Origin of the sequence: Bradyrhizobium erythrophlei, from assembly GCF_900129425.1 — a bacterium.
Lineage (GTDB): Bacteria > Pseudomonadota > Alphaproteobacteria > Rhizobiales > Xanthobacteraceae > Bradyrhizobium > Bradyrhizobium erythrophlei_C.
Map to the genome: position 1 here is coordinate 4,806,412 of NZ_LT670817.1, position 16,157 is coordinate 4,822,568.

12 protein-coding genes and 1 pseudogene are annotated in these 16,157 nt (G+C 62.3%); 9 read left to right on the top strand and 4 right to left on the bottom strand.

The features are described 5' to 3' along the window. Positions 1-35 precede the first annotated feature (35 nt). The 4 genes from topA to B5527_RS22975 are packed head-to-tail and all read left to right on the top strand — an operon-like array spanning position 36 to position 6,346. Positions 36-2,792, top strand: a complete 2,757-nt coding sequence (gene topA / locus B5527_RS22960; RefSeq protein WP_079607441.1) for a type I DNA topoisomerase — start codon at positions 36-38, stop codon at positions 2,790-2,792. Between the two features lies 1 nt (position 2,793). Then, on the top strand, positions 2,794-5,133 hold the full coding sequence (rnr, locus tag B5527_RS22965) for a ribonuclease R (protein ID WP_079603575.1): 2,340 nt from the start codon (positions 2,794-2,796) through the stop codon (positions 5,131-5,133). Beyond that, positions 5,121-5,549, top strand: a complete 429-nt coding sequence (locus B5527_RS22970) for a DUF983 domain-containing protein (protein WP_079603576.1) — start codon at positions 5,121-5,123, stop codon at positions 5,547-5,549. Before rnr ends, B5527_RS22970 begins: the two co-directional genes overlap by 13 nt. 47 nt (positions 5,550-5,596) lie before the next feature. After that, on the top strand, positions 5,597-6,346 hold the full coding sequence (locus tag B5527_RS22975) for an NUDIX hydrolase (protein ID WP_079603577.1): 750 nt from the start codon (positions 5,597-5,599) through the stop codon (positions 6,344-6,346). 317 nt (positions 6,347-6,663) lie between these two features. Here B5527_RS22975 and B5527_RS22980 read toward each other — a convergent pair whose 3' ends face one another. After that, a complete protein-coding gene (locus B5527_RS22980) occupies positions 6,664-7,302 on the bottom strand; it encodes a TetR/AcrR family transcriptional regulator (RefSeq protein ID WP_079603578.1) in 639 nt (212 codons plus the stop codon). Positions 7,303-7,388: 86 nt separating this feature from the next. Between B5527_RS22980 and B5527_RS22985 the strand changes: the two genes are divergently transcribed. After that, positions 7,389-7,880: a peroxiredoxin family protein gene (locus B5527_RS22985; protein WP_079603579.1), complete on the top strand. Its 492-nt coding sequence runs from the start codon at positions 7,389-7,391 to the stop codon at positions 7,878-7,880. 87 nt (positions 7,881-7,967) lie between these two features. Here the strand turns inward: B5527_RS22985 and B5527_RS46520 are convergent. Beyond that, a pseudogene (locus B5527_RS46520) lies at positions 7,968-8,142 on the bottom strand (CopG family transcriptional regulator); the annotation flags it as partial. A gap of 171 nt (positions 8,143-8,313) precedes the next feature. Between B5527_RS46520 and B5527_RS22995 the strand changes: the two are divergent. The 3 genes from B5527_RS22995 to B5527_RS23005 all read left to right on the top strand — a co-directional run bounded on the left by B5527_RS22995 (position 8,314) and on the right by B5527_RS23005 (position 13,235). After that, entirely contained in the window at positions 8,314-8,514 is a 201-nt protein-coding gene (locus B5527_RS22995; RefSeq protein WP_079607442.1) for a hypothetical protein, read from the top strand. A 1,048-nt stretch (positions 8,515-9,562) separates the two neighbouring features. Further along, a complete protein-coding gene (locus B5527_RS23000; RefSeq protein ID WP_172842631.1) occupies positions 9,563-10,522 on the top strand; it encodes a cytochrome P450 in 960 nt (319 codons plus the stop codon). A gap of 1,387 nt (positions 10,523-11,909) precedes the next feature. Further along, the gene (locus B5527_RS23005) at positions 11,910-13,235 is read left to right on the top strand and encodes an LLM class flavin-dependent oxidoreductase (protein WP_079603581.1); all 1,326 of its coding nucleotides are present in this window, start codon (positions 11,910-11,912) and stop codon (positions 13,233-13,235) included. A 91-nt stretch (positions 13,236-13,326) separates the two neighbouring features. Here B5527_RS23005 and B5527_RS23010 read toward each other — a convergent pair whose 3' ends face one another. Both B5527_RS23010 and B5527_RS23015 read right to left on the bottom strand, forming a co-directional pair. Next, entirely contained in the window at positions 13,327-14,547 is a 1,221-nt protein-coding gene (locus B5527_RS23010; protein ID WP_245332226.1) for an integrase core domain-containing protein, read from the bottom strand. Positions 14,548-14,756: 209 nt separating this feature from the next. Beyond that, entirely contained in the window at positions 14,757-15,617 is an 861-nt protein-coding gene (locus tag B5527_RS23015; RefSeq protein ID WP_079603583.1) for an alpha/beta fold hydrolase, read from the bottom strand. 281 nt (positions 15,618-15,898) lie between these two features. Between B5527_RS23015 and rpmG the strand changes: the two genes are divergently transcribed. Next, on the top strand, positions 15,899-16,066 hold the full coding sequence (gene rpmG, locus B5527_RS23020) for a 50S ribosomal protein L33 (RefSeq protein WP_079603584.1): 168 nt from the start codon (positions 15,899-15,901) through the stop codon (positions 16,064-16,066). Positions 16,067-16,157 lie beyond the last annotated feature (91 nt).

Below are 16,157 nucleotides of genomic sequence, written 5' to 3' on the forward strand. Positions count from 1 at the left end.
CGGCCTTTATTTTTCCCGTAAGCCATTGGAATGACATGAATATCGTCATTGTCGAGTCGCCGGCGAAGGCCAAGACGATCAATAAGTATTTGGGGGGCTCCTACGAGGTTCTGGCCTCGTTTGGCCATGTCCGCGATCTCCCGGCCAAGAACGGATCGGTCGATCCGGACGCCAATTTCCAGATGATCTGGGAAGTCGACCCCAAGGCGGCCGGCCGGCTCAACGACATTGCCAAGGCGCTCAAGGGCGCCGACCGGCTGATCCTCGCAACCGACCCCGATCGCGAGGGCGAAGCGATTTCATGGCACGTGCTGGAGGTGCTGAAGGAAAAGCGCGCGATCAAGGACCACAAGATCGAACGCGTGGTGTTCAACGCCATCACCAAGCAGGCGGTGACGGACGCGATGAAGCATCCGCGCCAGATCGATGGCGCGCTGGTCGACGCCTATATGGCGCGCCGCGCGCTGGACTATCTGGTCGGCTTCACGCTCTCGCCGGTTTTGTGGCGCAAACTGCCGGGCGCGCGCTCGGCGGGCCGGGTGCAGTCGGTGGCGCTGCGGCTGGTCTGCGACCGCGAACTCGAAATCGAGAAATTCGTGCCCCGCGAATACTGGTCGCTGGTGGCGACCTTGACGACGCCGCGCGGCGACGCGTTCGAGGCGCGACTGGTCGGCGCCGACGGCAAGAAGATCCAGCGGCTCGACATCGGCACCGGCGCCGAAGCGGAAGATTTCAAGAAGGCGATCGAGTCGGCCAATTTCACGGTTTCCACGGTCGAGGCAAAGCCGGCGCGCCGCAATCCGCAGGCGCCGTTCACCACCTCGACACTGCAGCAGGAAGCCAGCCGAAAAATGGGCTTTGCGCCCGCGCACACCATGCGGATCGCGCAGCGGCTCTATGAAGGCATCGACATCGGCGGCGAGACCACCGGCCTCATCACCTATATGCGTACCGACGGCGTGCAGATCGACAATTCGGCGATCACCCAGGCGCGCAAGGTGATCGGCGAGGACTACGGCAATGCCTATGTGCCGGAAGCGCCGCGTCAGTATCAGACCAAGGCCAAGAACGCGCAGGAAGCGCACGAGGCGATCCGCCCCACCGATCTGTCGCGCCGACCGTCCGAGATGCGCCGGCGTCTCGATACCGACCAGGCGCGGCTTTATGAACTGATCTGGATCCGCACCATCGCAAGCCAGATGGAATCGGCCGAACTGGAACGCACCACCGTCGATATCGCGGCCAAGGCCGGCTCCCGTGTGCTGGAACTGCGCGCCACCGGCCAGGTGATCAAATTCGACGGCTTCCTCGCGCTCTATCAGGAAGGCCGCGACGACGACGGCGACGACGAGGACTCGCGCCGCCTCCCCGCCATGAGCGAGGGCGAAGCGCTGAAGCGCAAGGATCTCGCCGTCACCCAGCATTTTACCGAACCGCCGCCGCGCTTCTCCGAAGCCTCGCTGGTCAAGCGCATGGAAGAGCTCGGCATCGGCCGTCCCTCGACCTATGCGTCGATCCTGCAGGTGCTGAAGGACCGCGGCTACGTCAAGCTCGAGAAGAAGCGCCTGCATGGCGAAGACAAGGGCCGCGTCGTGGTCGCGTTCCTGGAAAACTTCTTCGCGCGTTACGTCGAATACGATTTCACCGCCGATCTGGAAGGCCAGCTCGACCGCATCTCCAACAACGAGATTTCCTGGCAGCAGGTGCTGCGGGATTTCTGGGGCGATTTTATTGGCGCCGTCAACGAGATCAAGGATCTGCGGGTGACGCAGGTGCTGGATGCGCTCGACACCATGCTGGGCCCGCACATCTATGCGCCGCGCGAGGACGGCGGCGATCCCCGGCAGTGTCCGACCTGCGGCACCGGCAAGCTGAATCTCAAGGCCGGAAAATTCGGCGCCTTCGTCGGCTGCTCCAACTATCCGGAATGCCGCTACACCCGTCCGCTCGCCGCCGACAGCGAAGCCAGCGCCGACCGCGTTCTCGGCAAGGACCCGGTGTCCGGTCTCGACGTGGTGGTGAAGGCCGGACGGTTCGGTCCCTATATCCAGCTCGGCGAACCCAAGGATTATGCGGAAGGCGAAAAGCCGAAACGCGCGGGCATTCCGAAGAACATGTCGCCTGCCGATATCGACCTCGGGTTGGCGCTCAAACTATTGTCGCTGCCGCGCGAAATCGGCAAGCATCCGGAGACCGGCGAGCCGATCACCGCGGGTCTCGGCCGTTTCGGCCCCTTCGTGCGCCACGAAAAGACCTATGCCAGCCTCGAGGCGGGCGACGAGGTATTCGATATCGGATTGAATCGCGCCGTCACGCTGATCGCCGAACGGATTGCGAAGGGCCCAAGCGGCCGCCGCTTCGGCGCCGATCCCGGCAAGCCGCTGGGCGATCATCCGACCCTTGGCGCGGTTGCGGTCAAGAGCGGACGCTACGGCGCCTATGTCACGGCCGGCGGCGTCAATGCCACCATCCCGAGCGACAAGACCCAGGACACCATTACGCTGCCGGAAGCCATTGCGTTGATCGACGAGCGCGTGGCGAAGGGCGGCGGCAAGCCGAAGCGTGGCGCCAAGAAAGCCAAGCCAGCCAAAGCGGCAAAGCCCGCCAAGGCCGATGCGGACGCCAAGACCCCCAAACCCGCCAAGAAGGCAGCGGCCAAGAAATCCGCGGCCAAACCGAAATCGGAGGCCATCAGCAAGGCGCGCGCGCCGGTGACGCCGACGGCCAAAACTTCGCCTTCCAAGGCGGCAAAGCCCGTCGCCAAGAAAAGCGCCGGCAAGGCAAGCGGATAGAGTGGCCAGGCAGCGCGACAAGGTTTTTCCAGAGCGGGACGCCATCGTCGCCTTCATCCGTGCGCATCCCGGAGAAATCGGAACCCGCGAGATCGCGCGCGAGTTCGGCCTGAAGAATGCCGACCGCGCCGAGCTGAAGCGAATTTTGCGGGAGCTCGCCGACCACGGCACGATCGAGAAGCGCGGCAAGAAAATAAAGGAGCCGGCGGCGCTGCCCGCGACATTGATGGCCGACATCACCGGCCGCGACAGCGACGGCGAATTGATCGCGACGCCGGCCGAATGGGACGAGGTCGAAAGCGGCGAGCCGCCGAAAATCCGCATCCATATCGCGCGCCGGCCGCAGCCGGGTACGGCCGCGGGCGTCGGCGACCGGGCGCTGCTGCGGATCGAAAAGCTGGAGGAACGCGACAAGGCCGGCACCGTGTACGGCGGACGCGTCATCAAGGTGGTCGATCACGCCAAGACCCGCGTGCTCGGCATCTTTCGCGCCCTGTCTGGGGGCGGCGGACGGCTTATTCCGGTCGACAAGAAGCAAGCCGGGCGTGAACTGAACATCGCCAAGGCCGACGCCGGCGGCGCCGAGGATGGCGATCTCGTCAGCGTCGATCTGGTCCGCTCGCGCGGTTTCGGGCTGGCCTCCGGCAAAGTGAAGGAGCGGCTGGGATCGCTGACGTCGGAGAAAGCGGTCAGCCTGATCGCGATTCACGCGCACGAGATACCGCAGGCCTTCTCGCCCGCCGCGTTGCGCGAAGCCGAGGACGCAAAGCCCGCAACCCTCAAAGGCCGCGAGGACTGGCGCGACCTGCCGCTGGTCACCATCGACCCGCCCGACGCCAAGGATCACGACGACGCGGTTCATGCCGAGCCTGATCCCGATCCGAACAACAAGGGCGGCTACATCGTCACTGTCGCGATCGCCGACGTCGCGTTCTATGTGCGGCCGGGATCGGCGCTGGACCGCGATGCGCTGACGCGCGGCAATTCGGTGTACTTTCCGGACCGCGTGGTACCGATGCTGCCCGAACGCATCTCCAACGATCTGTGCTCGCTGGTGCCGGGCGAGCCGCGCGGCGCGCTGGCGGTGCGGATGGTTGTCGGCAATGACGGCCGCAAGCGCTCGCACGGCTTTCATCGCATCCTGATGCGCTCGGCCGCGAAACTGAATTACGCGCAGGCCCAGGCGGCAATCGACGGGCGGCCCGATGATACCACGGGTCCCCTGCTCGATCCCATCCTCAAGCCGCTGTACGACGCCTATGCGGTCGTCAAGCGCGCGCGCGACGAGCGCGATCCGCTCGACCTCGACATTCCCGAACGCAAAATTCTCTTGAAGCCCGAGGGCACGGTGGACCGTGTCGTGGTACCGGAGCGGCTGGACGCGCATAAATTGATCGAGGAGTTCATGATCCTTGCCAATGTCGCCGCGGCCGAAATGCTTGAAAAGAAGGCGCTCCCGCTTATCTATCGGGTGCACGATGAACCGACGCTGGAGAAGGTTCATAACCTGCAGGAATTCTTGAAAACCCTGGATCTGCCGTTTGCGAAAAGCGGCGCGTTACGTCCCTCGCTGTTCAATCGCGTGCTGGCGCAGGTCAAGGGGCACGATTCCGAACCGCTGGTGAATGAAGTGGTGTTGCGCTCGCAAGCCCAGGCCGAATACGCCGCCGAGAATTACGGCCATTTCGGCCTGAACCTGCGGCGTTATGCGCATTTCACCTCGCCGATCAGGCGGTACGCCGACCTCGTCGTGCATCGCGCCTTGATCCGTGGGCTCGGACTTGGCGAAGGCGCGCTGCCGGAAACCGAGACGGCGGAAGCCTTAAGCGAAGTCGCCGCGCAAATTTCGGTCACCGAACGCCGCGCCATGAAGGCGGAGCGCGAAACCGCCGATCGCCTGATCGCGCATTTCCTCGCCGACCGCATCGGAGCTACTTTTCAGGGCCGCATCTCCGGCGTCACCCGCGCCGGGCTGTTCGTCAAGCTCAGCGACACCGGCGCCGACGGCCTGATCCCGATCCGCACGCTGGGCACCGAGTATTTCAATTACGATGAGACACGCCACGCGCTGGTCGGCACACGCAGCGGTGCCATGCACCGGCTCGGTGACGTCGTCGATGTGCGTCTGGTAGAAGCAGCCCCGGTAGCCGGCGCGCTGCGGTTCGAACTGCTGTCGGAAGGCACCGTCGCCCCCCGCGGGCGCAAACGCACGGCAATTTCCAAGCCGCAAGCCAATGCGCATCCCGGCCGCGCCCCGGGCCGGAAAGACCGCAGGCCAGGCAAGGCCAAGTCAGGCAACAAGTCCGGCAAATCGAAGAAAGGCAAATCATGGAAACCGTGAGCACACAGACAAAGGTCTGGACCCGGGATTCCGCATCAGCTGAAAAGCGCGACGTCTGGACCGCGATAAAGCGCGGATTTCGTGGCCGCTGCCCGCGCTGCGGCGAGGGCAAACTTTTCCGTGCCTTCCTGAAAGTCGACAACAACTGTTCGGTGTGCGGCCTGGATTTCACGCCGCATCGCGCCGACGACCTGCCCGCGTATCTCGTCATCGTCATCGTCGGCCACATCGTTGTGCCGACGGCCTTGCTGATCGAAACCAATTACTCGCCGCCTGTGGCGCTGCAGCTTGCGATCTATTTGCCGGTCACGCTGGTCGCCTCGTTGCTGTTGCTGCAACCGGTGAAAGGCGCCGTGGTCGGAATCCAGTGGGCGTTGCGGATGCACGGATTTGACGAGAAAAATCCTGAGCCGTAGATCGCGGTCATATAACCAGGAAGCTTGAACGGGTCGGTGGGAGCGAAATGAGCGAGACGGAAAAGGTTGAAAAAGAACAAGCAGAGAAAGAAGCCGATCATCACCCCTACCGCCGACCCGTTGACGCCGCCACGCTGATCCTGGTCGATCGCACCGCGGCCATCCCAAAAGTCCTGGTCGGCAAGCGCCACGACAAGGTGGTGTTCATGCCCGGCAAATTCGTCTTTCCGGGCGGGCGTGTCGACAAGTCAGACAACCGCATTCCCGTTGCCGCGCCGATTCCCGGCGCGCTCGAGGCCAATCTGTTGAAGGGCAGTCCGAAGATCACGCCGTCGCGCGCGCGATCGCTCGCGATCGCCGCGATCCGCGAGGCCTGCGAAGAAACCGGCCTCTGTCTCGGGCGCAAGAGCAATGGCGCCACGCCTGATCTTGAAGGCCCGTGGAAGCCTTTCACCGAAGCCGGCCTGTTGCCCGACCCGTCCGGACTGTTTTTGATCGCCCGCGCCATCACCCCGCCCGGCCGTGTTCGGCGCTTCGATACCAGGTTCTTCACCGCCGACGCTTCGACCATCACCCATCATGTCGACGGCGTGATCCACGCCGACGCCGAGCTGGTCGAACTGGTCTGGGTCGAGCTGGGATCGAAGCCTTTGGCCGATTTGCATCCGATGACCCGGAACGTCCTGAACGAACTCGAAAAGCGCCTCGCGTCGGGTCCGCTGAGCCACGACGCCGCGGTGCCGTTTTTCCATTTTTATGGCGGCAAGATGCAGAAGGATGTGCTGGGCGCGGCTTGATGGTGACTCCTCCCCGTCATTCCGGGGCGATGCGAAGCATCGAACCCGGAATTTCGAGATTCCGGGTCGCGCTGCCGCGCGCCCGGAATGACGGACGATAGATAGATGCGCCAGCTCGTAGGATGGGTTGAGCGAAGCGATACCCATCAACCGCTATTCAATCCTCGATGGGTTTCGCAAAGGGCTCAACCCATCCTACGCGCTGGGATTTTTAGAGTTAGCGAGGAACCTTGATGGCAACGAAACACCTTGTCGTCGGCGTCGATTGGTACCGTCCGTATTCCTTGCTGGAGGCCCAAAAGACCGCTCATGAGGCTTTAATTCGCTGGTAGCTCCGCGGCGTAGCGCTCAACGTGACTGAGCGCCATGTCCAACGCCAATTCCAATGGCTGAGAACTGCGAGCCGTCTTTGACAGGAGGATGCCACCTTGAATCGCAGCCAATACCGCTACGGCCATCGCTTTTGGGTCGGCGCCGATCCTGATCTGTCCCCTTTCCCTCATACGGCACAAGCCCATTTCAATGACCGCCCCCCAGGCCGCAAAGCTCTGGTCAAGCTGGTGTCGAGCCTCTTCGGAGCGTGCAGCGAGTTCATTGGCGAGCGAGCCTAGCGGACAACCTCCGACACCACCCTCGGCCCGGTTCGCCGCGATCATCGCGTCGCGCCAGACCCGCAAAGCCTCAAAGGAGTCGAGGCTTTCAAGATGCAGGGAATTGGCTGCCAGAATGCGGCTAGTCTGAATTTCGATCACCTCGCGCACAAGGGCGTCCTTGTTCTCGAAGTAGTGATAAAGCTGAGATCTGCTCGCCCCGGTCGCTTCCATCACCTCATCGAGACTTACGCGCTCCGCGCCCTTCGCATAGATCAGTTCGGCGGCTGCTTCGACAATGCGCCGTTTGGTCGCCGCTCCTCTCGAGGTCAGAGTGCGCTTTCCCGACTTTGCGTTTCTACTCATCGGCTTTGCACCTTAAAAATGGACTGGACAGTCCATTTTGGCTATCGCATGTCTGGACTGATTAGTCCACACATAGGGATGCACCCATGACTCAGCACCTGCAGAACGGCCAACTCTTCCCTGAACTCGAAATTCCCGCCGTGGGCGGTGGGATCCTGAACCTTCCGAGTGATCTTGCCGGATCATATGGAGTGATCCTGATCTACCGTGGTCACTGGTGCCCCTTCTGCAATGAGCAGATGACCGCCTTTGCGAGCGCCTCCGATGCGCTTTCGCAAGCGGGTATCAAGGTCGTGGCCTTCTCGGTCGACAGTGAAGCGGCGACGGCGGAATTCGTCGAGAAGCATCATATACCGTTCAAGCTGGCGCACTCCGCTAACGTCGAGACAGTTGTCGGCGCGACTGGCGCCTACGACATGCAATTTCCGACGAGAGGGCATTTCCTGGAGACTACAGGGTTTGTACTTGCTCCGGATGGAACCATCGTCAATGCGGTTTACTCGAGCCGCGCGATCGGCCGCCTTGTTCCGAGCGACGTGATCCGTCTTGTGGCTTTCATGAAGTCTTTGAAGAAATAACGAAGGGCCCAGTGCTGGCCTGGTCTCAGGCGTCGCTGGTGGGATGATCGCGATCCTTCTGGCGACCAGCTCCGATGATTCAATGTCTACCTTCTCCGGAATTTCTTGCCTGAGTTTCGGTCCTTGAATGAACCGTCCTCCTAGGGCAGCGACGAATTTGTCGTAGCGTGTCCCGGCCTGCGCCCGTGCAGCCTTGGCGGCCGGTTCGGGGAGCGGCGGGGGTGGTGGTCAGCCAGAAGCGGATGAACAGAGCGAGCGTCTCGTCGCACATGTCAGAGAGGTCATGCGCTGTCGCGGATGGCTCGGCGACCGTGCAGCTCGTAGGGCGGAATAGCGTAGCGTATTCCGCCAATTAGGCTTGGATCGGCCCAACACGCTTGCCATTGCGCCCTCCGCCCTTTTCCGCACCTCGCCTAAATGCTATATCTCGGTCATGACCACCGCCGAAGACATCGAAAAGGCCGTCGAGCAACTTGCGCCGCGCGAACTCGCGCGGTTTCGTGCGTGGTTCGAGGCCTTCGACGCGGCGCAATTCGATGCTGCCATTGAGCGGGACGCGCGCGCCGGAAAGCTTGATGCGCAGGCCGAAGAGGCTCTCGCCGCGCACCACACCGGGCTGCCGCGCGATTTGTGAGGCATTTCGCGTCAGCGATGCAAGCGTAGCCCGGATGAGCGCAGCGATATCCGGGATCTTTGCATCGACACAGCTCCCGCATGTCGCTGCGCTCATCCGGGCTACACGCTCTCGGTCAAGTAATCTGCGAGGCCAGACGCGTCATTGCGAGCGCAGCGAAGCAATCCATAGCGCCGTGCGGAGAAAGTTGGATTGCTTCGTCGCTTCGCTCCTCGCAATGACGTCAAATTGATAGCTCGTAGGGCGGATTGGAGCCGAAGGCGTAATCCGCCATGCCTACATACCGCATACCGATCGGCGCAATACGCTGCGCTATTGCGCCCTACGCGCTTCCAAGAAGAAACTTCTTTGCGTCGTTAGCGGATAGTCGGAGCGACAATTCGAGCGCCCCAACCCCTTCGCGGGCAGTGTCTTGATGCTCTGCAAAAAGATTTGCAGCGCGTGAGCATCTTCAACCTCGTCTGATCCCTCAACGAGCTATAAAATGTTGCGAGAGCTTCTTCAGGCGTCATAGCGTTAATCCGTGCGGACCAGTCAGCCCGGTCTGACGATGTCGGCTCATCGGGGTGGAGCGGACTGTCCGCGAATGGCTCACCACTTCCGAGTTTGACCCGATGCGGACCTTCGCGTCGAGCACGATCAACCGAAATGCGCCAGGAAGCGACAAGGGCTCCCACCAGCACCAATGGCGTCTACAAAGCAGGATATTACGACCGTAACGCTGTTTCCCAACCTTGAAATGGTCTCGTAGCGCGCACCATCCACCGTTGAGGCGTCGTCGCCCATAACGCGCGGTTTCTTACCGGCACTGGAGTTGCGGATGTCCACAATCCTTGCAGACAAAGCGCTGACCTCGACACTGGATCCTTATGCAGACGAAGCCCTGCTGAAACCCTGGCCACTGTACAGCGAGCTGAGAGAGATGGGGCCGGTCGTTTGGCTCGAAAAATACGGGATGTTTGCCCTCACGCGTTATGATGCTGTTGCGAAGGCGCTGCGGGATTGGCAGGCATTCCCATCGTCGTTCGGCGTCATGATGAATGACGACATGAACCAGCTTCTGCGTGGCAACACGCTGTGTAGCGATGGCATCGCCCATAAGAAATTACGCCAGGTGGTGATGCGGCCGATTACGCCGGCCGCGCTCGCATCGCTTGGCGAAGAGGTGGAACACGAGGCGCAAGCAATCGTAGAGCGGCTGTGCAGCAAGGGGCGATTTTGCGCGACCGCGGAGCTCGCAACCCATCTGCCGGTAACTATCGTCTCTAACGCGATCGGTCTTCCGGAGGAAGGGCGCGAGCGGATGATGGACTGGAGCATCGGCCTGTTCAACTGCTTCGGCCCGATGAACGAACGTACACGCAACGCCATGCCGGTGCTCTCCGAAATGATGGAATATGCCCGCACCCAGGCCGTTCCGGGCAAGCTGAAGCCCGGAAGTTGGGCCGAGGCGATCCATCATGCGGCCGCCGCCGGCGAGGTGCCGTCCGAGGCAGTGCCGGGCCTGATGATCGACTATATGGGGCCGAGCCTCGACACGACCGTCTTCGGCATCTCCAGCGGCGTGTGGTTGTTTGCCAATCACCCCGATCAGTGGGATCTGGTGCGCAATGATCCGTCGCTGATCCCGGCTGCAATCAACGAGATCCTGCGGATGGAAGCGCCGATCCAAGATTTTTCGCGCTACGTGGCCCGCGACTATGATCTGGACGGCGTCTCGCTGCCGGAAGGCTCCCGCGCGATCGTTTTCTACGGCGCCGCCAATCGCGATCCGCGACAGTTCCCTCACCCGGACCGCTTTGACGTTCGGCGCGACAATGCGGGGCGTCACATGGCATTCGGCGCCGGTCCCCACGCATGCCTTGGCATGAACCTCGCCAAGCTCGAGATGCGGGCGCTGTTCACCACGCTTGCGCGCAAGGTCACACGCTTCCATGTCGAGGTGGAAGAGCGCGCGCTGAGCAACATCCTGCGCGGCTTCCGCAAATTGATCGTCACCGTCCAATAGATAGGACGGCGCCGCCGAAAGTCCGCTTCCTACCGATTGCACCAGATTGGGCGGCGTTCAGCGGCGTCCTGCTCGCTGCGACTTTCGAAGGCGAGTTCTCCGTCGTCACGCGCTCCTACGCCGCGCGCCGGAAAGCTTGATGCGCAGGCCGAAGAGGCTCTCGCCGCGCACCGCGCCGGGCAGTCGCGCGCATTTCGCGTCAGCGATGCAAGCGTAGCCCGGATGAGCGCAGCGATATCCGGGATCTTTGCATCGACACAGCTCCCGCGTGTCGTTGCGCGCATGCGGGCTACACGCTCTCGGTCAAGTAATCTGCGAGGCCAGACGCGTCATTGCGAGCGCAGCGAAGCAATCCATAGCGCCGTGCGGAGAAATGGATTGCTTCGTCGCTTCGCTCCTCGCAATGACGTCAAATTGATGGATCGTAGGATCGGTGAGCGAAGCGATACCCATTCAACCGCTATTCATTCATCGATGGGTTTCGCAAAGGGCTCAACCCATCCTACGAGTCCTGCTTCGCCTCGCGCGCAAGCGAAATCTCGCGCCCTCGCCGCGACACATCAACCCGCCGGGCAAATCACTCAAAACCCGGTCAAGCCCCTTCGCGAAAAATATTCTGTTTTTCAGAAATCGCAAATCAGTCTACATGCAAAACCATCCTACCCGATGAGAGGGGCGGCTCGCGATCGTCACGAACGTGCGGTGGGATGCGGTGGACGCGATGGCGGCAAATGACGAATGCTGCCGTGGCGGACAGTGAAGCCGTGTGGTCCTGACACCCCGACGCTGGTGTCAAGTTCTTGAGAAACAAGTTTCTCAGGGATGACGGTGGCAAGAAAGCCGATCACCGGGGAGAGCGCGGAATAAGCCGTAAACCATCGCGCAGGGAAGGCCGGATTGCCTCCGCTGAACCTGTATGCTCGTGTGCGTTTTCTTGTGCACTATTGCACGCGAGACCGCGGGTGCAGCGCGCACCCGGCTTTCCCTGCGCCCTCTTGTTATCGAGGGCGGCAATCGACGCAAAGCTCGGGCGCATCGCGCCGCGAGAATGCGGACGCACACCCTCTCGCTGTTTGACAGTCGAATCGGAAGCCTGTTGCCACGACGCTGCGGTACCGTTTTTCCATTTTTATGGCGGCAAGATGCAGAAGGATGTGCCGGGAGCGGCTTGATGGTTGCCCCTCCACGTCATTCCGGGGCGATGCGACGCATCGAACCCGGAATCTCGAGATTCCGGGTCTGGTCCTTCGGACCATCCCGGAATGACGGCCATGAGATAAATTCAGCCGAACGGACTCTCAAAACGCAATAATCTTCCTCTTACATGCGATGGCTTTGCCCTAACGGCTGCCTATTTCTACCCAAGCAATAAGACTAGGAATCAGCCATGGCAAAACGACAGTTACGGCTCGGCGCGTTCATGCGGCCGGTCAGCATTCATACCGGCGCGTGGCGCTATCCCGGCGCATGGCCGGATGCCAATTTCAACTTCGCGCACATCAAGCGGCTGATCCAGAAACTGGAGGCCGGAAAGTTCGACGCGTTCTTCATGGCCGACCATCTGGCCGTGCTGAACATGCCGATTTCTGCGCTCAAGCGCAGCCATACCGTGACCTCGTTCGAGCCGTTCACACTGCTCTCGGCGCTGGCCGGCGCCACCGAGCATATCGGATTGATCGCGACCGGTTCGACCACTTTCGACGAGCCCTATCACGTCGCCCGCCGCTTTGCTTCGCTCGACCACATCAGCGGCGGCCGCGCCGGATGGAACATCGTCACCACGTCCAATCCGGACGCCGCGCTGAATTTCGGGCTCGAAGATCACATGGAGCACGCCGAGCGCTATCGCCGCGCGCGCGAATTCTACGACGTGGTCACGGGCTTGTGGGATTCCTTCGCCGACGACGCCTTCGTGCGCGACGTCGAAGCGGGGCTGTATTTCGATCCCGCCAAAATGCATGTGCTCAATCACAAGGGTAAATATCTCAGCGTGCGCGGCCCGCTCAATATCGCCCGCCCGGTGCAGGGCTGGCCGGTGATCGTGCAAGCCGGCGCTTCTGATGACGGCAGACAGCTTGCGGCGGAGACCGCGGAGGCCGTGTTCACCGGCGGCGGCAGCCTCGCCGACGGACAGAAGCTCTATGCCGACATCAAGGGCCGCATGGACAAGCTCGGCCGCGACCGCGACCACCTCAAGATCTTGCCGGGCGCGTTCGTGGTGGTCGGCGACAGTGTCGAGGAAGCCAGAGAGAAACGCGCAAAACTCGACAGCATGGTGCATTACGACAGCGCTATCGCCTCGCTCTCGGTCATACTGGGCACCGACGCCTCCGGCTTCGATCCCGACGGGCAGCTGCCGCCGATCCCCGAAACCAATGCGAGCAAGAGCGGCCGTCAGCGCATGGTCGACCTCGCCGCCCGCGACAAGCTCACCGTGCGCCAGCTCGCCCAACGCGTCGGCGGCTACGGCGGGCTCTCCTTCGTCGGCACGCCTGCGCTGATCGCCGATCAGATGGAGGAGTGGCTGACGAGTTACGGCTGCGACGGTTTCAATATCATGTTCCCGTTCCTGCCCGCCGGGCTCGACGATTTCGTCGACAAGGTGGTGCCGGAACTGCAGGCGCGAGGGATTTTCCGCAGGGAATACGAAGGAAAGACGCTGCGCGAAAATCTCGGCCTGCCGCGGCCGAAAAACCGGTTCTTCGAGGCTTGAAGCGCTTCTCCCCTCCCCCGCAAAGCGGTGGGGAGGGGTCGGGGGTGGGGGGTCTATCGGCTGGAACCACTGCATGGGTGATTGCCGCGGTTCAACCGGCATGATTGTCGACACTTTGGACCGGCATGATCCCCGACAGTTTGGGTTGAGCAGCCTGTTCACCCGGGTCGCCGGAGCCCTCACGAGGCGGAGCGAACCGGGTGAACAGGCTGCGGCGATTGATGAGACCGATGTCGAGATCGCAGAAGCGAACGACGTGGTCGCCGGTCTCGCGTTCGGCAACGCCAACAAGTTCGTTGACCAGTGCCTCGCCGATAAAGACGAACTCGCCTTTCCATTTGATCTCGCCGTTGCGGCGGACGCGACGGACCTGATGATCGGCGTCGTACCAGGGATCTTCCGCGCGCGGCGGCATGGTGCGCGGGGAGCGGCTGTAGACCTCTGCCGGCGGCCGTTGGTCCAGCGCTTCGTGCGGACGTTCCTCGTTGTAATGCTTTCGGAACATGTCAAAGCGGGCCTGCTGCTCGGGTGCGTTGCTGGCTGGCGGGACCGAGGTCTGTGCCTTCAGCGTGCGGTGCATGCGCTCGTGTCGGCCATTCTCCTGCGGCGAGGCGGGATGGATGAAGTGCGGTGTGATGCCGAGCTTCATCCACCAGGCCGACAGCCGGGTGAGACCGCCTGGGCCACGCGAGCCAAACGGCGAGCCATTGTCGCAGCGGATCGCAAGTGGCAAGCCATGCTCACGGAAAGCCCGTTCAAAACAGGGGCGAACGCCCTCGATAGTGGGGGCGACAATGCGGAGTTCGATCAGAAAACGGCTGTGACTGTCTGCTACCGTCAAGGGATCGATCCGCCGCTGGTCGCGGGTGCGAAACCAGCCCTTGAAGTCCGTACTCCACTCATCATTGGCGCTCGTCACCGGCGTGCAGGGCCGCCGCTGGTCGAGCGGGCGACGGCGCCGCTTCACCGGCGAGACCAAGCCTGCGCGCTTGAGAATGCCCCCGATCGTCGAGGCGGCAGGCCAGGCGATTTCGGGGGCATCCCGATCAAGCACCGCCAGCAGCTTGCGCGGCCCCAGATACGGAAATCGCCGCCGCGCCGCGATCACCTTCTCTGCAATCGCACCGTCCGTGGTCTGCCAACACTGCCAGGGCGCATGCGAGCGGTCCTGAAACCAGGCCGGATCGCCGCTCTCTTTCCGCTTGCGCCATTCGTAAAACGTGTCGCGGCAAATCCCGTAGCGCCGGCACACCTCCGATACGCTCCAGTTCCCGCTCTCGTACTCCAAAAACATCCGAATACGCTCTTCCATCCGATCGGTCTCTCTAAATGGCATCGAAGGGTCCTCCCTCCGACGCATTCTGAAACCTGTCGGGAATCATCCCGGTCTAAAATGTCGGGAATCTATCCGGTCCGTACCCCCGCACTACCCCCCACCCCCGACCCCTCCCCACCACGCGCAAGGGCGCGCGGAGGGAGGGGAGTGAAGAGTGTCGCCAGCGGTGGAAAGCACTCTGCCGCCTAGGCGGGCCGGTGCGCCCGCAGGAACGAATGGATCTGGCGCACCGCCAACGGTATCCGCTCCCTGGGCTCCTTCCAGGGGAACATGCTCACTTCGGCCTTGGGCGCGAGCATCGCGGCCTCCATGGCGACGGCGTAGGGATGCGCCGGGATATCATCGGGGAGGATCAGGACCGGCGTCTGGCAGCGGCGCACGAAATCGCGGGTCACCGTGAAGACGAAGTCGGGATTGGTGCGGTACATCCTGGTCAGGAATTTGTCGACCATCTCCATCGTGATCTCGGGTCGCCGCGCGATCAGCTCCGGGCCCCAGCCCTTCATGTTGCCCTCGTAGAACAGGTCGCGCATCTCCGGACGCGATCCGCTGGGCTGCGCCAGCACAGCCGCAACGACACGATCAGGTGCCCGGCGCAGCAGGTTCCAGATCAAGGGGCCGCCAATGCAGAATCCCAGCACCAGGAACTTGTCGATGCCCCGATGATCCATCAGGCCGAGGTGGTCATCGGTGTAGGCGTCCCACGGGCGGTCGACTTCGAGCGGGCCGGAGGACTCGCCGCCCTTGGCATTGCGCAGGTCCGACGCGATGCAATGGTACTCCGCCTTGAATTCCTCCATCGGGTTGAAGGGCGAACTGCTGCCGGTCAGGCCCGAGATCGTCGAGTTCAGTCCCCCGCCGGCAATGACCAGCAACGGGAAACCGGAACCGGCCTCCTCGAAGTGAATGCGGACGTCGCCTTTTTCGTACGAGCCCATGGCAGCTCCTCCTTGCGCGGTCTGCTGGGCAAACAGGCGCGTACCCGCGGTGGCTACCGCGGTCGCCGCGACGCCCGTCGCCAGTATCGTTCGTCTGATTGGATCCATCGAAGGCGCGTTTCCCGGTCCCCAGCCCTGCGGTCTGTGTGCCGCTTGGAGCGCCAACGTGCCCAAGCGCGGGATTTTCCGCAAGGCGTACGAGGGTTAGGCGCTTCCGGAAAATCCCGGCCTGGCAGGGCCGAAAACCCGCTTCTTTGAGGGTTAATCGCCGGAAATCGCGCAGGTATTGGCCGCGAAAACCTTGACTTTGGACGGATCGAGGCTAGGTTGCGCGGCAAATGCAGGCCTGACGGCCGGCTTTCCGATTCCCGATATTTGAGGTTCTGAACATGGCCAAAGCGGTCACCATCAAGGTCAAGCTCGTCTCCTCGGCGGATACCGGCTTCTATTACGTCGCCAAGAAGAATTCGCGCACCATGACCGACAAGATGGTCAAGAAGAAGTACGACCCCGTCGCGCGCAAGCACGTCGAATTCCGCGAGTCCAAGATCAAGTAAGATTCCGGCACGCGTCGAATTCGAACGGGGCCTTGTGGCCCCGTTTTTATTTGTGGCTTGCGAATGGCCGCTTGTCCCGGACGCGGCGCAG